16 protein-coding genes are annotated in these 20,136 nt (G+C 73.7%); 12 read left to right on the forward strand and 4 right to left on the reverse strand.

Translation table 11 applies throughout. From position 1 onward, the window contains the following. Positions 1–36: 36 nt before the first annotated feature. Both ACI2K4_RS17145 and ACI2K4_RS17150 read right to left on the reverse strand, forming a co-directional pair. Entirely contained in the window at positions 37–858 is an 822-nt protein-coding gene (locus ACI2K4_RS17145) for a monooxygenase (RefSeq protein ID WP_404512365.1), read from the reverse strand. Continuing rightward, on the reverse strand, positions 855–1,343 hold the full coding sequence (locus ACI2K4_RS17150; RefSeq protein WP_404512367.1) for a YbaK/EbsC family protein: 489 nt from the start codon (positions 1,341–1,343) through the stop codon (positions 855–857). Before ACI2K4_RS17150 ends, ACI2K4_RS17145 begins: the two co-directional genes overlap by 4 nt. A gap of 99 nt (positions 1,344–1,442) precedes the next feature. On the opposite strand from ACI2K4_RS17150, the gene ACI2K4_RS17155 reads away from it, so the two are divergent. Continuing rightward, entirely contained in the window at positions 1,443–2,282 is an 840-nt protein-coding gene (locus tag ACI2K4_RS17155) for a M55 family metallopeptidase (protein ID WP_404512369.1), read from the forward strand. 32 nt (positions 2,283–2,314) lie between these two features. Here ACI2K4_RS17155 and ACI2K4_RS17160 read toward each other — a convergent pair whose 3' ends face one another. Next, positions 2,315–3,322: an EamA family transporter gene (locus tag ACI2K4_RS17160; RefSeq protein WP_404512371.1), complete on the reverse strand. Its 1,008-nt coding sequence runs from the start codon at positions 3,320–3,322 to the stop codon at positions 2,315–2,317. A gap of 1,105 nt (positions 3,323–4,427) precedes the next feature. Between ACI2K4_RS17160 and ACI2K4_RS17165 the strand changes: the two genes are divergently transcribed. The 9 genes from ACI2K4_RS17165 (at position 4,428) to ACI2K4_RS17205 (ending at position 16,858) form a co-directional block, all read left to right on the forward strand. Beyond that, positions 4,428–4,877, forward strand: a complete 450-nt coding sequence (locus ACI2K4_RS17165) for an SAV_6107 family HEPN domain-containing protein (protein WP_404512373.1) — start codon at positions 4,428–4,430, stop codon at positions 4,875–4,877. 88 nt (positions 4,878–4,965) lie between these two features. After that, entirely contained in the window at positions 4,966–5,751 is a 786-nt protein-coding gene (locus tag ACI2K4_RS17170; protein WP_404512375.1) for a hypothetical protein, read from the forward strand. Between the two features lie 32 nt (positions 5,752–5,783). After that, a complete protein-coding gene (locus tag ACI2K4_RS17175; RefSeq protein ID WP_404512377.1) occupies positions 5,784–7,382 on the forward strand; it encodes a DNA polymerase Y family protein in 1,599 nt (532 codons plus the stop codon). Between the two features lie 45 nt (positions 7,383–7,427). Then, on the forward strand, positions 7,428–10,859 hold the full coding sequence (locus ACI2K4_RS17180; protein WP_404512379.1) for an error-prone DNA polymerase: 3,432 nt from the start codon (positions 7,428–7,430) through the stop codon (positions 10,857–10,859). 105 nt (positions 10,860–10,964) lie between these two features. Further along, positions 10,965–11,774 (forward strand): methyltransferase domain-containing protein, encoded by an 810-nt coding sequence (locus ACI2K4_RS17185; protein WP_404512965.1) that lies wholly within the window; start codon positions 10,965–10,967, stop codon positions 11,772–11,774. Then, positions 11,771–13,009, forward strand: a complete 1,239-nt coding sequence (locus ACI2K4_RS17190; RefSeq protein ID WP_404512381.1) for an alkaline phosphatase family protein — start codon at positions 11,771–11,773, stop codon at positions 13,007–13,009. The genes ACI2K4_RS17185 and ACI2K4_RS17190 overlap by 4 nt, the downstream gene beginning before the upstream one ends. A gap of 183 nt (positions 13,010–13,192) precedes the next feature. Further along, positions 13,193–13,699 (forward strand): 2Fe-2S iron-sulfur cluster-binding protein, encoded by a 507-nt coding sequence (locus ACI2K4_RS17195; protein ID WP_404512383.1) that lies wholly within the window; start codon positions 13,193–13,195, stop codon positions 13,697–13,699. Beyond that, the gene (locus tag ACI2K4_RS17200; RefSeq protein ID WP_404512385.1) at positions 13,696–14,697 is read left to right on the forward strand and encodes an FAD binding domain-containing protein; all 1,002 of its coding nucleotides are present in this window, start codon (positions 13,696–13,698) and stop codon (positions 14,695–14,697) included. Before ACI2K4_RS17195 ends, ACI2K4_RS17200 begins: the two co-directional genes overlap by 4 nt. Positions 14,698–14,761: 64 nt before the next feature. Continuing rightward, positions 14,762–16,858, forward strand: a complete 2,097-nt coding sequence (locus ACI2K4_RS17205; protein WP_404512387.1) for a xanthine dehydrogenase family protein molybdopterin-binding subunit — start codon at positions 14,762–14,764, stop codon at positions 16,856–16,858. 138 nt (positions 16,859–16,996) lie between these two features. On the opposite strand, the gene ACI2K4_RS17210 is transcribed toward ACI2K4_RS17205, so the two are convergent. After that, the gene (locus ACI2K4_RS17210) at positions 16,997–17,992 is read right to left on the reverse strand and encodes an aldo/keto reductase (RefSeq protein ID WP_404512389.1); all 996 of its coding nucleotides are present in this window, start codon (positions 17,990–17,992) and stop codon (positions 16,997–16,999) included. A gap of 154 nt (positions 17,993–18,146) precedes the next feature. On the opposite strand from ACI2K4_RS17210, the gene ACI2K4_RS17215 reads away from it, so the two are divergent. Beyond that, positions 18,147–19,436, forward strand: a complete 1,290-nt coding sequence (locus ACI2K4_RS17215) for a DNA polymerase IV (RefSeq protein ID WP_404512391.1) — start codon at positions 18,147–18,149, stop codon at positions 19,434–19,436. A gap of 115 nt (positions 19,437–19,551) precedes the next feature. Then, complete coding sequence (locus ACI2K4_RS17220; RefSeq protein ID WP_404512393.1) at positions 19,552–19,935, forward strand: DUF3040 domain-containing protein; 384 nt, start codon at positions 19,552–19,554, stop codon at positions 19,933–19,935. The last annotated feature ends 201 nt before the right edge of the window (positions 19,936–20,136 follow it).

A 20,136-nucleotide genomic window follows, 5' to 3' on the forward strand; every position in this document is an offset into this window, starting at 1 on the left:
CCCGCTCCTCGTCGCCATCGTCACTCTCGGCAATCATCACTCTGAGTTGTCATCGTGACCGGTCCAGTCCAGTACGTCCCGGTCACCGCGCACCGCCCGCACCTCGAACCGGGCGAAGAGCTCCTCGGCGTACCACCGCTCGGTCGGGGTGCGCATGATCGCGCGGCGGTGCTCCGGCTGACGGTACGCGAAGTCGAGCAGGTCCGTGCTGCTGCGCCACACGGTCACCGTGCCCTGCCAGCCGAGCGGCGCCTCGCCGACGCCGAGCCGGACGACCAGCCCCGGGGCGTGGTCCAGCTCCGCGACGACCGGCGGGACGCCCCGCCAGAACGTCGCCGCCCGGCTCGGGCGCAACCGGGCCCGGGTCAACGCCAACACCGGCCCGTCCACGCGGGCCGACCGGGCGCTCGGGTCGGGTCCGGTGGGGCTGGTCGGGGCGGGTCCGGTGGGGCTGGTCGGGTCGGGTCTGGTGGGAATGGTCGGGTCGGGTCGGCTGAGGCTGGTCGGGGAGCCGAAGGGTTCGACGCCGGCCCAGCGACCCCGACTGGCCAGCGGGCGCAGGTCGAGGCGGGCACCGGCCAGCGCGATCCGGCCCCAGGCCCGACCGACCGGGCTGTCGTCGAAATCGGCCGCCCGGTCCGGGTCGGACCAGACCACCAGCGCGGCCCAGCGGGTCGGGTCGGCGTCACCCGGCCCGAAGGTGGTGCCGGTGCCGGTGCCGAGCAGCTTGCCGAACCGTACGCCGGGAGTCGCCCGCAGCCGGCGCCGGTCGACCGCCATCCGGGTCAGCACCCGGGGCAGCGCCCGGCGTGGGGTCCGCCAGACGTGCAGGGTGACGAGGTCGGGAACCGGGTTCACGCCACCTCGGCGGCGCTGCCACCGGTGATCCGCAGCAGTTCGGCGTACGTGGTCGGGAAGACCGCCTGCGGCACGCCACCGGCCGCCCAGACCTCCGGATACTTGTCCAGCGCGATGTCGACCAGGGTACGGACCGGGGCGGGGTGCCCGACCGGGGCGACGCCACCGATCGGCTGACCGGTGTGTCGTCGGACGAACTCCGGGCTGGCCCGCCTGAGCGCGGTGAGGCCGAGCGCGGCGGCCAGCCGCGAGGTGTCCACCCGGTGCGCGCCCGAGGTGAGCACCAGCAGCGGGGTGTCGTCCGCGTCGAAGATCAGCGAGTTGGCGATCTGGCCGACCTCGATGTCGAGGGCGGCCGCCGCCGCGGCGGCGGTGTGCACCGCGTCCGGCAGGATCCGGACCTGGACCGGGCGACCGGAGCCGTCCAGCGCCCGAGCCTGGTCCAGCGTCTCCTGCACCGCCCGTACATTGGCATGTAGCTGCATGCCCCTATCTTGCCCAGCCGGTCCGCCTACCCTCCGTCAGCCCCCCGTTCCGGGTGGTCGTGGGCGGACGGTCGGAGTGGACGGATCTATGTTGGCCCGATGAGGAATCCACTGCGGGTACTGGTCTCGGCGGACCTGGAGGGCGTCGCCGGGATCGTCCACCCGAGCGAGACCAACCCGGAGCGCTACGACTACGAACGTGGCCGACGGTTGATGACGGCCGAGGTCAACGCCGTGGTCGAGGGTGTCCTGGAGGCCGAGCCGGATGCCGTGGTGCGGGTGGCGGACGCGCACGGGTCGTTCCGCAACCTGCTGCCGGAGGAACTCGACCGGCGGGCCCGCCTGGTCCGGGGCAGGCCCCGGCCGCTCGGCATGCTCGGCGGGCTGGACGGGGACACGTCGGCGGTGCTGTTCGTCGGCTACCACGCCCGGGCCGGGAGCGGTCCGGCGGTGCTCGCCCACACGATGAGCGACGCGGTGCTCGACGTACGGGTCAACGGCCGTTCGCTGGGCGAGATCGGGCTCAACGCCGCGATGGCCGGGCACCACGGGGCGCCGGTGGTCCTGGTGGCCGGCGACGAGGTGGCGTGCGCGGAGCTGACCGACCTGGTGCCGCAGGCGCGGGCGGTGCCGGTGAAGTTCGCGCTGGGGCAGGCGGCGGCGGAGACGATCCATCCGGAGGAGGCCCGGGAACTTCTGCGCGCGGCGGCCGGCGCGGCGGTCGCCGACCGGGAGCGGGTGCGTCCGTTCACCCTGGCCGGGCCGCTGGCGGTGGAGGTGGACCTCTACGGTCCGTACACCGTCGACCTGGCCGTGCTCGTGCCCGGGGTGTCCCGCGCCCCCGGCGCCCGCACCGTCACCTTCACCGCCCCCGACATGGCCCAGGCATATTCCCTGGTCCAGCTCCTGGTCCAACTGGCCACCATCAAACCCACCTGACCCACCCCCGCCTCGGTGTGTTGATCATGAAGTTATCGCGGTGGACCGGGAGGTCCGAGGGGGACAACTTCATGGTCAACGACCGGGGGTACGGGGGGTGGGGGTGGGGCGGAGGGTTGGGTGGGGGAGGGGAGGCGGGCGGTCTCGGCCAGGGCCACGCCGGCCAGCACCACCAGCCCACCGGCGATCTGGACCGGGGTGAGCGCCTCGCCGGTGCCGATGGCCAGCCAGGCGACCGCCGAGGCGATCACCGGCTCGGCCATCCCGAGGATGCTGACGCTGGTCGCGGGGAGGTGCCGCAACGCACCGGAGACCAGCAGGAACGGCACGATCGAGCCGAGCACCACCACGTACGCGCAGAGCAGCGCCACCGGCACGCCACCGCTGCGCTCGCCGAGCGGCTCCCAACCGCCGCCGCCCACGGTGACCGCCCGGGTGACCAGTCCGGCCACCGCCGAGGCGCCGAACGCCCAGGTGGTCAGGGAGAGCGTGTCCCGCTGCTGCACGCCCCGCGCGCCGAGCACGTAGTAGCAGGCCAGCACGACGGCCGCGCCGAGCCCGGCGAGCACGCCCAGCCCGTCCAGTTCGAGGGAGCCCCAGATCTCGGCCACGCAGGCCAGTCCGGCCAGGCTCGCGGCCAGGCCGAGCCAGAGCCGGGGTCGGGCGCGCTGGTGCTGGCCGAACCGGGCCCAGAGCGCGACCAGCAGAGGGGCGGTGTACTCGAACAGCAGCCCGATGCCGACCGGTAACCGGGAGATCGCGGTGAAGTAGAGCATCGGGGTGAGGAAGAACCCGGCCAGGCCGAAGCCGATCAGCAGTGGCAGGTCGCGGGCGGTCACCCGGAGCCGGCGTACGCCCGGACGCAGCAGCACGCTCAGCAGCAGCAGCCCGGCGAAGGCGCCCGCCGCCCGGATCAGGGTGAGCTGCGGTGCCTCGACACCGGCCCGGAGCACCAGTTTCGAGACGGTCCCGTTGACCGCGAACAGGACGCTCGCGGAGAGCACCATCAGTACGCCGAGCCCCGGGTTACGAGTTGTCACCGGCTGAGGTTACCGGCGTAACGTCAGTACCCACCCCGCCACCCACCCGTTACTCCCATCCTTCGGGCGGTCGGCCGAGGGTTCGTGCCCGTCCGCCGGCTGTCCCGCTCCACCTGCGGGTTTCTCCCTCCAGGCCGGTGTCGGCTTCGCAGCCCGAGGTTTCTGGTGCGCGGCCCGAGGTTTCCGGTTCGCAGCCGAGGTCTCCGGTTCGCGGCCCGAGGTTTCCGGTGCGCGGGGTCCGACCGGTGGCGACCGGTCGGGCTCGGGCCCCGCTCCGGCGACGGCCGCCACCGCCGGTGGTCACGCGGCGACCGTGCCGGCGGGTTCGACGCACCGCGTGGACCCGCCGTGGCATCGGCGGCGGGTCCACGCTCGCGGCACCGATCCGTACGGAGTCGGTGCCGGCGCGCCCGTCGAACACCGCCCGGGACGGCGGTGCCGGTGAATCACCGGGGACGGATCGGGTGGACCTGTCGGGTCCGGGTGAGGGTCGGCCCGCTGGACCGAATTGATCAACTTTCGGGAGGTTAGCCAGCCTTCCCGCTGATCAGGGGAAGGGCAGGTGAAGCCGGTGCGGCGGGGTCGTGAAGCGCGCTGTGGTCGGGTCGTCCGCGCCTCGGCGCCGGTCCGGGCGGAGGGTGTGGCCGCAGTGGTGATCGATCCAGGTGGCCCGATGTCCTTCGGTGTCCGACCAGTGGATCTCGGTCGGGCGGAGGCGGCACGGCGATGGTTGCGTTTTTGTCGGGGGCGCGGTGTACTGTCATCGGTAGTTAGAACGCGTGTTCGATTGAGTCGTACGGGCGTTCTGGCGGTCGGGGGCGACGTTCGCGGCGTGGCTCCCGGCGCGCGGTTCCGCGGACCGCGCGGGCTCCGGGCAGACCAGTCCGGGCCACCACGGCAGGTTCACCGTTCGCCGCCCACGACCCCCGGGCGGCGGGCGGTGACCCAGCCGGTTCAGCCGGCCGGGTGCGGTGTGGGGAAGCACCCACATCCGGCCGGCACCACCGGTGCGCTTCCTCCGCAGCGGGCTATTCGAACAGTGCGTGGCCATCCGGGCTCCGGCCCGTCGGTGGCGACGTGGCGGCGACGCGGAGGAGAGAGTCCCATGCCGACCAGCCCGGTTCAGGTGCCCACGGTGCCGGCGCACATGCTGCCGCACCGGACCCCGGCCCAACTGCTCGTGATCGCCCGGCGTGGACTGGCGGAGGCCGCCCAGACCCGGCCCGAGGGCCTGCGTTACGCGGCGGCGCACCTGGCCGCCCTGCGTGCCGCGGCGGCGATGCTCGCCGCCCGCGCCCGCCCCGCGCCCACTCGCCGCAACCGGGTCACCAGCGTCTGGGCCCTGCTCGTGCTCGTCGCCCCCGAGATGGGGGAGTGGGCCACCTACTTCGCCACCGGAGCCAACAAGCGGGCCGCCGCCGAGGCGGGCATACCCCGGGTGGTGACCGCCCGGGAGGCCGACGACCTGCTCCGTTCGGCCGAGCAGTTCGTGGCCGTGGTCGAGGCCGCGCTCGGCCTGTCCCACCAGCCCGCCCTCGACGGACTCGCCGCCTGACCCGGGCGGGGCGACTTCCGCCCCGCTGACCGGGCGACTCCGTTGGTGCGGCTAGGTGAGATGGATACGGACGGGGGTGGGTGAGCCCATGGCGGGCCGGATGACGGTCGGGTCGACCGCGCTGGCGGACCTGGTCCGGCCGGCGAGCGCCCCGGACGCGGCCGCCGCCCACCGGACGTTGCCGGTGCTGCCCGAACTGATCGGCCTGCTGCCCAACCGTGGACTGCGCCGAGGCAGCACGGTCGCGGTCGGCGCCGCCCAGCCGGCCCGCAGTGGCGGCACCTCGCTCCTGCTGGCACTGCTCGCCGAGGCGTCCCGCACCGGTTCGTGGTGCGCGGTGGTCGGCGTACCGACCCTCGGTGTGGGCGCGGCTGCCGAACTCGGCATCGCGTTGGACCGGCTCGCCCTGGTGCCGAACCCCGGTCCGGAGTGGGCGACCGTGGTCGCGGCCCTGATCGATGGGGTCGACGTGGTCGTCATCGCGGTGCCCGGCACGGTCAGCGCCTCGGTCACCGATCGGCTGGCTGCCCGGGCCCGTCAGCGGGGCAGCGTGCTCGTCTCGTACGGCCGGTGGGCCGGTGCCGACGTCACCCTCCAGGTCGTCGGTGGCGCGTGGGAGGGGCTCGGGCAGGGCCGGGGCAGGTTGCGCCGACGGGAGGTGACCGTCTCCGCCCGGGGACGTGGTGCCGCCGCCCGCCCCAAGGAGATCAAGGTCTGGATGCCGGGCGACGAGGCCACCCGCACGGTCAGGTCGGCCGGTGGCACCCGTACCACCGGAGCGTCCCCGGCCGCCCGGCCGGAGGGTGCGGTCGGCCGGCGTACCGCGCTCACCCTGGTCGGACCCGATCGAACGGGAATCGAACACATGTTCTAAAGTGACTCGACGGGGCTGGTCGAGGAGGTGCGATGGCGGGCGGGACGGGGGACGCCGGGCGGTCGGCACCGGTGCGCACGCTGCTCCTCTGGTGCCCCGACTGGCCGGTCGTCGCGGCCGAGATCGTCGACGGGGTGCCGGCGTCGGCCCCGGTCGCCGTGCTCCACGCCAACCGGGTCCACGCCTGTTCCCCCGCCGCCCGGGCCGAGGGGGTGCGGCGCGGGTTGCGTAAACGGGAGGCGCAGAGCCGCTGCCCGCAGTTGCTCGTGGTCGACCACGACCCCGGCCGGGACGCCCGCGCCTTCGAGACGGTGGTCGCCGCGGTCGAGGAGGTGGCCGCCGGGGTCGAGGTGATCCGGCCGGGCGCCTGCGCGCTCGTCGCCCGTGGCCCGGCCCGCTACTTCGGCGGCGAGGAGCGGGCCGCCGAACGGATCGTCGAACACGTTGCCCAGACCTGCCTGGTGGAGAGCCAGATCGGCATCGCCGACGGACTGTTCGCCGCCGGGCTGGCCGCGCGTACCGGGCAGGTCGTCCCGCCGGGCGGCAGCCCGGGGTTCCTCGCCGACCTGCCGGTCGAGGCGCTCGGCCGACCGACCCTGACCGACCTGCTGCGCCGGCTCGGGCTGCGTACCCTGGCCGATTTTGCCGCGTTGCCCGCCGGGTCGGTGCTGGCCCGCTTCGGGTTCGACGCCTCGCTCGCCCACCGGTTGGCGGCCGGCCACGACCACCGGCGGCTCGCGGTCCGCCGCCCGCCGCCGGACCTGGCCGTGACCGAGACGTACGACGAACCGCTCGACCGGGTCGACGCGGCCGCGTTCGCCGCCCGTGCCCTCGCCGAGCGGCTGCACGAGACCCTTGCCGGACACGCCCTGGCCTGCACCCGCCTCGGCATCGAGGCGGTCACCGCGGACGGCCAGGAACTGCACCGGGTCTGGCGGCACGACGGGCTGCTCAGTTCGGCCGCCATCGCCGACCGGGTCCGCTGGCAACTCGACGGCTGGCTCTCCGGGACCAGCCGGCGTCCCGGTGCCGGAGGTCGTCCCGTCCCGCCCCGCCCCACCTCGGGGATCATCCGGCTGCGGCTGGTGCCGGACGGGCTGCTCGCCCAGGCCGCCCTCCAACCCGGGCTGTGGGGCGAGACCGGTGCCGAACGGGAGCGGGCAGACCGGGCGTTGAGCCGGGTGCAGGGCATTCTCGGTCCCGACGCGGTGCTCACCGCGGTGCTCGGGGGTGGGCGCTCCCCGGCCGACCAGGCCCGGTTGGTGCCGTGGGGGGACGAGCGGATTCCGGGGCGCCCGGCGGCACCGCCCTGGCCGGGACGGTTGCCGCCGCCGGCGCCGGCGGTGGTGCTGCCCGCGCCGGTGCCGGCCGAGGTCTACGACGGCGCGGGCGTACCGGTCGCGGTGACGGCCAGGTTGGAGGTCAGCGCCGCCCCGGCCCGGCTCGTGGTGGGCACGGCCGCCCCGGTGGAGATCGTCGGCTGGGCCGGGCCCTGGCCGCTGGACGAGCGCTGGTGGGCGCCGGCCGAGGCCCGACGGCGGGCCCGCTTCCAGGTCCGGCTCGTCGACGGGGGCGCGTTGCTGCTCTCCCTCGCCGGGGGCCGGTGGGCGGTGGAGGCGATCTATGACTGACCACGGTGGTGGGCGACCCATGACCGATCACGGTGGTGGGCTGCGGTGAGCTTCCACAACCCGAAGATGCCCTGGTCGGAGCTGGAACGCACGCTCTCCGGGCGGCGCGCGGGCGGGGCGGCCGACGACGCGGCGGGTCACCTGCGGGTGGTCGACCCGCTCGCCGACGAGGCGCCGAGCAGCCGACGCCGGGAGCGCTACACCACACCGGCGCGGCCGATCACGCCCGCCGACGACACGGTGCCGTACGCCGAACTGCACGCGCACACCAACTTCAGCTTCCTCGACGGGGCCAGCCACCCGGAGGAGCTGGCCGAGGAGGCGGCCCGGTTGGGGCTGACCGCGCTCGCGGTGACCGACCACGACGGGTTCTACGGCGTGGTCCGGTTCGCCGAGGCGGCCAGGGCGCTGCACCTGCCCACCATTTTCGGTGCCGAACTCTCGCTCGGCCTGCCCGGACCGGCGAACGGTGAGCCCGACCCGCTCGGCCGGCACCTGCTGGTGCTCGCCCACGGCCCGGAGGGATATGCCCGACTGGCCCGGACCATCGCCCGGGCCCAGTTGCGCGGCGGCGAGAAGGGGCGCCCGGTCTACGGCTCCCACCGCACCGGCGCGGACGGCACCGGGACCACCGGCACCGGGATCACCGGCACCGGGCACCCGGTCGCCGCCGACCTGGAGGAGATCGCCGCCGACCTGCGCGGCCACGTGCTGGTGCTGACCGGCTGCCGCAAGGGGCCGGTGCCGGCGGCGCTGCTCACCGAGGGGGTCGACGCGGCGGCCCGGGAACTCGACCGGCTGACCGCGCTCTTCGGCGCCGAGACGGTGGCGGTGGAGCTGACCGACCACGGCGACCCGATCGACGGTGACCGCAACGACGCCCTCGCCGACCTGGCCGCCCGGTCCGGGCTGCCCACCGTGGCCACCAACAACGTGCACTACGCCACCCCGTCGCGGCGCCGGCTGGCCACCGCGCTGGCCGCCGTACGGGCCCGGCGCAGCCTGGACGAACTCGACGGCTGGCTGCCGGCGGCGGCCACCGCGCACCTGCGCGGCGGAGCCGAGATGGCGGCCCGGTTCGCGGCCTATCCCGGCGCCGTGGCGCGGGCCGCGCGGTTCGGCGCCGAACTCGCCTTCGACCTGCAACTGGTCGCACCCGACCTGCCGGCCCACCCGGTGCCGGCCGGGCACACCGAGATGAGCTGGCTGCGCGAACTGACCATGGACGGCGCGCTGGAGCGGTACGGCCCACCCGAGGCCCACCCGAGGGCGTACGAGCAGCTCGAACACGAGCTGAGAATGATCGACGAGCTGGGTTTCCCGGGCTACTTCCTGGTGGTCCACGACATCGTCACGTTCTGCCGGCGGAACAACATCTACTGCCAGGGGCGCGGTTCGGCGGCGAACTCGGCGGTCTGTTACGCGCTGCGGGTCACCAACGTCGACGCGGTCCGCCACCACCTGCTCTTCGAGCGCTTCCTCGCCCCGGAGCGCGACGGGCCGCCCGACATCGACGTGGACATCGAGTCCGACCGGCGCGAGGAGGTGATCCAGTACCTCTACACGAAGTACGGCCGGGAGCACACCGCGCAGGTCGCGAACGTCATCTCGTACCGGCCCCGGTCGGCGGTGCGGGACATCGCCAAGGCGTTCGGCTTCTCCCCGGGGCAGCAGGACGCCTGGAGCAAGCAGATCGACCGCTGGGGGGCGGTGGCGAGCGTGGACGTCGAGGAGATCCCCGAGCACGTCGTCGCGTACGCCAACGAGTTGCAGACCTTTCCCCGGCACCTGGGCATCCACTCCGGCGGCATGGTGATCTGCGACCGGCCGGTGATCGAGGTCTGCCCGGTGGAGTGGGGGCGGATGCCCGGACGCACCGTGTTGCAGTGGGACAAGGACGACTGCGCCAACGCCGGGCTGGTCAAGTTCGACCTGCTCGGGCTCGGCATGCTCTCCGCGCTGCACTACGCGTACGACATGATCGGCACCACCCTCGACCTGAGCGCCATGACGCTGGACGACCCCGAGGTCTACGACATGCTCTGCCGGGCGGACTCGGTCGGGGTGTTCCAGGTGGAGAGCCGGGCCCAGATCGCCACCCTGCCCCGGCTCAAGCCCCGGGTCTTCTACGACCTGGTGGTCGAGGTGGCGCTGATCCGGCCCGGCCCGATCCAGGGTGGTTCGGTGCACCCGTACATCAGGCGCAAGAACGGGCAGGAGCCGATCACCTTCCCGCACCCGCTGATGCGCAACGCGCTGGAGAAGACGCTCGGTGTGCCGTTGTTCCAGGAGCAGTTGATGCAGCTCGCGATCGACCTGGCCGGCTTCGACGCGGCCGGGGCGGACCAGTTGCGCCGGGCGATGGGGTCGAAGCGCTCGACCGAGCGGATGGCCCGGATCCGGGACCGCCTCTACGTCGGCATGGCCGAGCGCGGCATCACCGGCGAGGTGGCCGACGACGTCTACCTCAAGCTCTCCGCGTTCGCCAACTTCGGCTTCCCGGAGAGCCACGCGATGAGCTTCGCCTACCTGGTCTACGCCAGTTCCTGGCTCAAGCGCTACCACCCGGCGGCGTTCCTGGCCGCGCTGCTCAACGCCCAGCCGATGGGTTTCTACTCGCCGCAGACCCTGGTCGACGACGCCCGCCGGCACGGGGTCGAGGTGCGCCGGCCGGACATCAACGCCAGCGGCGCGCAGGCGGTGCTGGAGTCCACCCCGCAGACCCGGTGGGGCAGCGAGCCGGGCGAGCCGCCGCACCGGTGGGGGCTGGGCGGGCCGGCGGTCCGGTTGGGGCTGGCCGGGGTCCGCACCGTCGGCGCCGACCTGGCGACCCGGATCGAGACGGAACGGAGCGCGCACGGCCCGTACGCCGACATGCCGGACCTGGTCCGCCGGGTCGGCCTGCCGGCCGCGCAGATCGAGGCGCTGGCCACCGCGGACGCCTTCGCCTGTTTCGGGCTGACCCGGCGGGAGGCGCTCTGGGCGGCCGGCGCGGCGGCACAGGAGAAACCGGGTCGGCTGCCGGGCACGGTGACCGGCGTGGTGGCGCCGACCCTGCCCGGGATGGCGGCGGTGGACCGGCTGGTCGCCGACGTGTGGGCCACCGGTCTCTCCCCGGAGAGCCACCCGGCCCGGTTCGTCCGGGACCGGCTCGACGCGCTCGACGCGGTGCCGATCGCGAAACTGGCCCGGGTGGAGGCGGGCCGCCGGGTCCGGGTCGGCGGCATCGTCACCCACCGGCAACGTCCCGGCACCGCCGGTGGGGTCACCTTCCTGAACCTGGAGGACGAGACCGGCATGCTCAACGTGATCTGTTCGCCGGGGTTGTGGCAGCGTTACCGGAAGGTGGCCCGGACCAGCAACGCGCTGGTGATCCGGGGTCGGCTGGAGCGGGCCGAGGGAGTGACGAACCTGCTCGCCGACCGGTTGGACGCGATCACCGCGCCGGTCACGCCCGCCTCCCGCGACTTCCGCTGACCCGGACCGGCCGACGCGCGGCAGGCCGTGGGGGCGACCGGTACCGGCCCGTGCCGGCCCACCCGGGGACGGCCGGCGGGGGCGGGGCGGATTCTCCCGGTCGGTCTGGCGGCCGGGTGGCCTAGGCTCGTCCGGGTGGAGCGAACACAGATCGGGTCCGGCGCGACGCGCGGCCGGCCGGCGCCAGCATCCGGACCGCATCCGGCCCCACGTACCGCCGTTGTCTGGGCGGTGCTGCGCCGCGAACTCGACCGGCTCGCCGGGCGCACCCTGACCGTACTCGACGTCGGTGGCGGCACCGGCGGCTTCGCCGTACCGCTGGCCGAGGCGGGACACCTGGTGACGGTGGTCGACGCCAGCCCGGACGCGCTCGCCGCGTTGACCCGCCGGGCGGCCGAGGCGGGGGTGGCCGACCGGATCCGGGCCGTGCAGGGCGACGGTGACGCCCTCGCCGGGCTGGTCGAACCGGCCAGCGCGGATCTGGTGCTCTGCCATGCCGTGCTCGAGGTGGTGGACGACCCGGCCGACGTGGTGGCGGCGCTGGCGACCGCCCTGCGTCCCGGTGGCGCGGCGAGCGTGCTGGTGGCGAGCCGGGCGGCGGCCGTACTCAGCCGGGCGACAAACGGGCACCTCGATGTCGCCGCCGCGCTCCTGGCAGACCCGGACGGCTGCGCCGGGCCGAGGGACACGCTGCGGCGGCGTTACGACGCGGAGAGCGCCGCCGCGCTGCTCGGCGCCGCCGGGCTGCGGGTGGAGCAGACCCACGGCGTACGCGTCTTCGCCGACCTGATCCCGGCCGCCGTCGCCGACGGTGACCCGCAGGCGTTGCTCGACCTGGAGATCAGCGCGGCGGCCCGGCCACCGTACCGGGACGTCGCCGCCCAACTGCACCTCTTCGCCCGCCGCCCGCAATGACCGTCCCGCCCGCCGGCCCCGTCCCGCCCGCCGGCGCTGTTCCGCTCGGCCCGTTCGGTGCCACCGGGCCGTTCGACCTGGTCCGGCCCGAGTACGGCGGCGACAGCCTGGCCGACCTGCTGCCCAGCGCGCTGGCGGTGCTCGGGGTGCCGGGGGCGGCCGATCCGCTGGGCCTGGTCGGGCCGCTGTCCGGCGTACGCCGGGTCGCCGTCCTCCTGGTCGACGGGCTCGGCTGGTACCAGGTGCCGACCGCGGCCCGGTACGCCCCGGTCCTGGCCGACCTCGCGGCCCGCACCGCCCGCCCGCTGACCAGCGGGTTCCCCTCGACCACGCCGACCAGTGTGGTGAGCCTCGGCACCGGGGCGGCACCCGGCGCGCACGGGGTGCTCGGCTTCCGGGTCAACGTGCCCGGCACCGACCGGGTGCTGACCCACATCAACTGGTCCGGCCCGACCGCCGACCCGCGCTCCCCGGACCCGGAACCCCGGCGTTGGCAGCCGCTGCCGACCCAGCTCGAACTGGCCCGAGCCGCGGGGGTGACCGTCACCGTGGTCAGCCGCCCCGAGTACGCCGGCAGCGGGCTGACGCTGGCCGCCAACTCCGGCGGTGACTACCGGGGCGCGGCCGGGGTGGACGCCCTGGCCACCGAGATGCTGGCCGCGCTCACCGCCGGCCCCGGTCCCGCCCTGGTCTCCGGCTACCACCCGGACCTGGACCAGCGTGGACACCTGACCGGGGTCGACTCGGCCGGCTGGCGGGACGCCGCGCGCGACCTGGACCGGTTGCTCGACCGGCTGGTCGCCGGCCTGCCGGCCGATGCCGCGCTGCTGGTCACGGCCGACCACGGGCAGCTCAACGTGCCGCCGGACCGGAGGTTCGACCTCGACCTCGATCCTCGGCTTCGGGCCGGGGTACGGGTGGTCGCCGGTGAGCCACGGGTTCGTTACCTGCACACCGAGCCCGGTGCGGTGGACGACGTGCTGGCCGCGTGGACCGAGGTGCTCGGCCCGGCGGCGTGGGTGGCGTCCCGAGCCGAGGCGGTTGGCGCCGGCTGGTTCGGGCCGGTGCCGGAGGCGCACCTGAGCCGGATCGGTGACGTGGTGGTCTGCTGCCGGGAGTCGTACGTGGTGCTGGCGAGCCGGACCGACGCGCCGCTGGAGGCGAAGCTGGTGGGGTACCACGGCTCGTGGACCGCGACCGAGATGACGATTCCACTGCTGGTGGTCCGGGGCTGACCCGTCCGGCGGAGGCTGACCCGGCGGAGGTTGACCCGTCCGGCGGAGGCTGACCCGTTTCACCGGCTCTCTGACAGAGACACTCGCCGGGGCCTGACCGACCGAAAGATCAACCGGGCATACCGGCCGCCTCGATACCTGAACTGGGATAATTTCGGGTGATTCGGATGATCGGGGCGGGTAATGGACACCGAAGTGACGCTGCGGGTGGACGGGACCAGGTACACGCTGGGCGTGGACACCCGGACCACGCTGCTCGACGCGCTGCGGGAACGGCTCGGCATCACCAGCCCGAAGAAGGGCTGCGACCACGGGCAGTGCGGGGCCTGCACGGTCCTGCTCGACGGCTGGCGGGCCAACAGTTGTCTCGCCCTCGCCGTGGCGCACGACGGTGCCGAGGTCGTCACCGCCGCCGGGTTGGCCGTGGACGGCACCCCGCACCCGATGCAACAGGCGTTTGTCGAGTGCGACGCGTTCCAGTGCGGTTACTGCACCCCGGGCCAGATCGTCTCCGCCGTCGGCATGCTGGACGAGGTCGACGCGGGCTGGCCGAGCGCGGTGACCGCGGCCGGCGACGCCGAGGTGGTGCTCGACGAGGCGGAGATCCGGGAACGGATGAGCGGCAACCTCTGCCGCTGCGCCGCGTACGCCAACATCGTTCCCGCCATCGCCCAGGTGGCCCGGGGATGAGACCGCTGCGTTACGCCCGAGCGCAGGACGTGCCACAGGCGGTACGGATGCTCGGCGCCGCGCCGTACGGGGCGTATCTCGCCGGCGGGACGAACCTGGTCGACCTGTTGAAGCTGGGCGTGGCCACGCCGGAACTGCTGGTCGACGTCAGGCGGCTCACCTCGGAGCGGATCGAGGACCTGCCCGACGGCGGGATCCTGGTCGGCGCGGCGGTACGCAACAGCGAACTCGCCGCGGACCCGACCATCCGTACCCGCTATCCGGTGCTCTCCCAGGCGTTGCTCGCCGGGGCATCCGGGCAGCTCCGCAACCTCGCCACCACCGGCGGCAACCTGCTCCAGCGCACCCGGTGCCCGTACTTCCAGAACATCACCACGCCGTGCAACAAGCGGGTGCCCGGCACGGGCTGCTCGGCCCGCGAGGGCTACCAGCGGGACATGGCCATTCTCGGCGCCTCACCGGAGTGTGTCGCCACCCACCCGTCGGACATGGCGGTCGCGCTGACCGCGCTCGACGCGGTGGTGCACACCCGGGGGCCGGACGGCGACCGCCGCATCCCCCTCACCGAACTGCACCGGCTGCCCGGGGAGGAGCCGGGCCGGGACACCGTGCTCCGGCACGGGGAGCTGATCATGAATGTCGAGCTGCCGCCACTCGGCTTCGCCGCGAACTCCCGCTACCGCAAGGTCCGCGACCGCGCGTCGTACGCCTTCGCGCTGGTCTCGGTGGCCGCCGCGGTGGACCTGGTGGACGGGGTGGTCCGCGACGTCCGGCTCGCCCTCGGCGGGGTGGCGCACCGGCCCTGGCGGGCGACCGTGGCCGAGCGACTGCTGCGCGGCGCACCGGCGACCGAGCGGAGCTTCGCCGACGCCGCCGACGCGGAGCTGGCGCGGGCGCGACCGCTGCCCGGCAACGCCTTCAAGGTGCCGCTGGCCCGCGCGGTGATCATCCGCAGCCTGCTCGACCTCAGCGTCGACCTGGCCGAGGACGGCCGGTGAGTCGCCCCGCCCGCTGGCGGCCGGTGACCGGCGGGGCGGCACCGACGGTCGGGGGGACATCCGGATGACGATCACACCGAGGGCGATGGGTCGGCCGATGAACCGGATCGACGGCCCGGAGAAGGTACGGGGAATGGCCCGGTACGCCTTCGAGCACCCGGTCGAGGCGCCGCTCTACCTCTACCCGGTGCAGTCGACCGTCGCCACCGGTCGGATCACCTCGATCGACACCGTCGCCGCCTGCGCCGAACCCGGCGTGCTCGCCGTACTCACCCACCTCAACGCGCCCCGACTGGCCAGGGTGGACAGCGGTGAGCACCTGATCCTCCAGTCGGACCGGGTCGCCTTCCGGGGACAGTTTGTCGGTGCCGTGGTGGCGCAGACCCCGGAGACCGCGCGGTACGCCGCCGGCCTGGTCCGCCTCACCTACGCCGCCGACCGGCCCGACTTCGACCTGCGCCCGGACCGGACCGACCTGTCGGTCCCGGCCCAGGTGCTGCCCCGGTTCCCGATGGACACCAGCCAGGGCGACCTGGACGCCGCGCTCGCCTCGGCCGAGTTCACCCTGGACGCGGCGTACACCACGCCGATGGTGCACCACAATCCGATGGAACCGCACAGCACGATCGCGCACTGGACCGACGACGGCCTCACCCTCTACACCTCCAGCCAGGGGGTGTACGGGGTGAAACAGGCGGTGATGGCCCTGTTCGCGCTCGACGCCGACCGGGTCCGGGTGGTCGCGCGGCACGTCGGGGGTGGATTCGGGTCGAAGGTGCAACCCCGCGCGGACATGGTGCTGGCCGTGATGGCGGCCCGGACCCTGCCCGGTCGGCCGGTGAAGTTCGCGCTCACCCGCCAGCAGATGTTCGCCCAGGTCGGCTACCGCACCCCGACCATCCAGCGGGTCCGGCTCGGTGCCGACCCGGACGGCCGGCTGGTCGCGATCGGACACAGCTCGGTGGAGCAGACCTCACGCCTGGTCGAGTTCGCCGAGCACGCCACCCGGATGACCCAGACCCTCTACGCCGCCCCGCACCGACGCAGCTCCCAACGGCTGGCCGCGTTGGACGTACCGACGCCGAGCATCATGCGCGCACCGGGTGAGGCCCCGGGGATGTGGGCGCTGGAGACGGCGATCGACGAGATGGCCGTCGCCTGTGGGCTGGATCCGATCGAGTTCCGGGTCCGCAACGAGCCGACCGAGCACCCGACCACCGGCCTCCCCTTCTCCAGCCGCAACCTGGTCGAGTGCCTGCGCGACGGGGCCCGCCGGTTCGGCTGGGAGGGGCGCGACCCGACGCCGGGCCTGCGCCGCGAGGCGGGCTGGCTGATCGGTACGGGGGTGGCCGCCGCCACCTACGCGGTGCTGGGCTTCCCCGGTTCGGCGGCCCGGATCACCCTCGGCCCGGACGGCCGGTACGCGGTCCGGATCGCGGCGGCCGACGTGGGCACCGGCACCTGGACCGCGCTGACCCAGATCGCCGCCGACGCCCTCGACGTGGACGTCTCCCGGATCGACCTCGTCATCGGGGACACGGACCTGCCGATGGCCATTCCGGCCGGTGGGTCGGCCGGGCTCGCCAGTTGGGGGTCGACCGTCGTCGGGGTGGCGGAGCGGTTCCGCCAGACCCTGGCCGAGCGGTACGGCGGCCAGGTCCCGCCGGACGGGCTCTCGGTCGAGGCGCCGACGCCGGAGAACCCGCACCTCGGCAAGTTCGCCATGGACAGCTTCGGTGCCCAGTTCGCCGAGGTCAGGGTGCACGAGGAGACCGGTGAGGTGCGCGTACCCCGACTGCTCGGGGTCTTCGCGGTCGGTCGGGTGATCAACGCGAAGACCGGCCGGTCGCAGCTCGTCGGCGGGATGACCATGGGACTGTCGATGGCGTTGCACGAGCAGAGCGTGCTCGACCGGCGGTTCGGGCACGTGGTGAACCAGGACCTGGCGCAGTACCACATCGCCAGCAACGCGGACGTGGGGTCGGTGGAGGCGTACTGGGTGGAGGAGCACGACCCGTACGTGAACCCGATGGGGGCCAAGGGAATGGGCGAGATCGGGATCGTGGGGACGGCGGCGGCTGTCGGTAACGCTGTCTTCCACGCGACCGGGGTGCGGGTGCGGGATCTGCCGATCACTCTGGACAAGCTCTTGAGGGTGTGAGGGGGTTGGCGGCGGGTCCGTGCGGGCACGATCGATTTTTGGGTACGTCGTGCGGCCGTTCCGGGTGCGTGTGGGTGTTGCCCGTCGGGGGTGTCGACGCCGCCCCCCGATGCTCGCGGCGTCGACGTGGTGGGTCGGTCAGGCGCCGGCGGTGGCGAGGCGGGTCAGGTGCTCGGAGGTCAGCTTGATGTCCAGGGCGGGCAGGGCGGCCTCGTACTGCGCCAACGTCCTCGGGCCGATCAGCGGGACCACGGTCGGCGACTCCTGGTGCAGCAGCCAGGCCAGGACGAGTTGGTTCGGGGTGATCGCGAGTTCGGCGGCGACGTCGTCGAGCACGGCCAGCCGGGCGGTCGAGTCGGCGCCCCGGTACGGCTCCAGCACCGGGTGCTCACGCCGCTTGGTCGGGTCGTCGTAGCTGCCTTTCAGGATCGGCGAGTACGCCACCAGGGTGAGGTCGTCGTGCGCGCGCAGGTAGTCGAACTGTTCGTCGTCGACGATCGCGGAGTGGTCCACCCCGGAGCGGCGGCGCAGGTAGGAGTGCTGCTGTTGGATGGCGACCGGGGCGGGCCAGCCGTAGCGGTCGCAGAGTTGGCGGATCCGCTCCAGCCGCCAGGTGTGCACGTTGGACCAGCCGAGACAGCGGATCTTGCCGGCGTCGACGAGCCCGGCGAGCGCCTCCAGGGTCTCCTCCAGTGGGGTGGACCGGTCGTCGACGTGCACGTAGTAGAGGTCGACGTGGTCGGTGCCGAGCCGGCGCAGGCTGTCGTCCACCTCCCGGCGCAGGGTCTGGGCCCCGGCACCGGAGTAGCTGTCGCGGGCCTCGGCGCGACCCGCGCGTACGGTCTCCGGGTCGGCCACCCAGGCGGTGCCCTTGGTGGCGAGGAAGACGCGGTCGCGCCGTCCGCCCCGGGCGAACCAGCGGCCCAGCACCGACTCGCTCTCGCCGCCGGTGAACGGTGACCCCGGCCACCAGGCGTAGCAGTTGGCGGTGTCCAGGAAATTGCCGCCGGCCTCCAGGTAGCGGTCGAGCATCTCGTGGGACGACTCCTCGTCCGTCGTCGTCCCCATCAGCATGCAGCCGAGGGCGAGCTGGCTGACCCGCTCGCCGGTACGGCCCAGGGTGATCTGCTGCATCGAGCAACTCCAATCGTTGGGGTGTGCGCGGGTCACGCTACGAGTTGAGGTGCACTCGAAGTCAACGCTCCGGACGGGGTGGGTGGAGGCGGCGGTGGGTGGCTGGTGCGGATGGGTGCCGGGAGGTGTCGTACCGGGGGTCTAGCCTGCGGTTATGGGGCGGAGTCAGGCGGTTCGCGGCGGCGGTGAGCGCCGCCCTGGTCAGCCTGGTGGTGGGAACGGCGGGTTCGGGCCGGACGGGGATGACGAGGGGTGTCCGATCCTGCACGTCGACATGGACGCGTTCTTCGCGGCGGTCGAGGTGCGCAAGCGGCCGGAGTTGCGGGGCCGGGCGGTGGTGGTCGGCGGCATCGGGCCGCGCGGCGTGGTCAGCTCGGCCAGCTACGAGGCCCGGCGCTACGGGGTGCGCAGCGCGATGCCGACCATGCGGGCGCGGGCGCTCTGTCCCGGGGCGGTCTTCCTGCCACCGGACTTCGCGGAGTATTCGGCGGCCTCGCGGGCGGTGATGGAGATCTTCCGGGCGGTCACCCCGCTGGTCGAGCCGCTCTCGTTGGACGAGGCGTTCCTGGACGTGGCGGGTGCGCGGCGGTTGCTGGGGCGTCCGGTCGAGATCGCCCGGATGATCCGCGAACGGGTGGCCGAGCAGGAGCGGATCACGTGTTCGGTCGGGGTGGCACCGACCAAGTTTGTCGCCAAGCTCGGGTCGACCTGGGCCAAGCCGGACGGACTGCTGGTGGTGCCGGCGGGGCGGGTGTTGCAGTTCCTGCACCCGCTGCCGGTCGAGGCGCTCTGGGGGGTGGGGGAGCGCTCGGCCGAGACGCTGCGCCGGCTCGGCCTGAACACCGTCGCCGATCTGGCCCAGGCCCGGTTCGAGATGCTGCGTGGCGCGTTGGGCGAGTCGGCGGCCCGGCACCTGCACGAGTTGGCCTGGGGGCGTGATCCCCGGGCGGTCAGCCCGGAGCAGGTGGAGAAGTCGATCGGTGCGGAGGTCACCTTCGACACCGACGTCGACGACCCGGAGGTCATCCGGCGCTCGCTGCTCGCGCTCGCCGAGAAGGTGGGCGTACGGCTGCGGCGAGCGGGGCAGGTGGGGCGGACGGTGTCGATCAAGGTACGGCTGGCCGACTTCCGCACCGTGAACCGCTCCCGGACGCTACCCGGTGCGACCGATGTGGCGCACGAGTTGTTCGAGGTCTCCTGGGCGCTCTTTGTCGCACTCCGGTCGACCGAGCGGATTCGGCTCGTGGGGGTGCGGATGGAGGGGCTGACCGACGCGCGCGAGACCCCCCGACAGCTCGCCCTGGGCGAGCCGGAGCACGGTTGGCGGGAGGCGGAGGCCGCCGCGGACGCCGCCGCGGCCCGTTTCGGTCGTTCGGTGGTGCGCCCAGCGAGCCTTCTGGGGCGCGATGACCTGCGCCGGACGGAAAATCAGGCGCGACCGTAGGTCGTCCCGCTTTCCGAGGCGCGAGCCCCCTCGTAGACTTGCGTCAAGCAGCCGGTTGGCTGCCACGGTCTGTCGGTCCGACCGGACCGACTCAACGTGACCGGGGAGGAGTACCGTGCCGCTCTCGGAGCACGAGCAGCGGCTGTTCGAGCAGATCGAGCAGTCGCTTGCCGAGGACCCCAAATTCGCCTCGGCTGTGCGTGCCAGCGACCCGCGCTTCCACGCGCGCCGTCGTCTGCTCGTCGCCGCGGGCGTGATCATCGCTGGCCTTGCACTGGTCGTTTACGGCACGGTGAGCAAGACGCCCCTGCTCGGGGTGGCCGGCTTCGTGGTCATGCTCGGCGCGGCGGCGTTCGCGATGCAGTCACACCGCAAGGCGCAGGCACCCGATCTCCGTGTGGTCGGCGGTTCCACCAGCCGTCGCACGCGGGGTCGTCGCCTGTCGCTGATCGACCGTCTCGAGGATCGGTGGCGGCAGCGGCCGGAAGGCCACCGCTGACCACAGGCGTCTCCGCCACCGCGGGTTCGCCCGCGTGGCGGCTCGCCGGGCAGTCCTCCGGCGGTTGTCGGCTGACCTTCTCCGCCCTGTTCCGACAGTTTTGTGCTGGTTTGCCCCAAAACTGAGGCTCCCGCCAAGGTGCCGACAAAAAGCCCGTGGCATCCCGGAATCGTCCGGGATGCCACGGGCTTTGACGTACGG

The sequence above is a fragment of the Micromonospora sp. NPDC050397 genome (assembly GCF_044901685.1).
Classification (GTDB): domain Bacteria; phylum Actinomycetota; class Actinomycetes; order Mycobacteriales; family Micromonosporaceae; genus Micromonospora_G.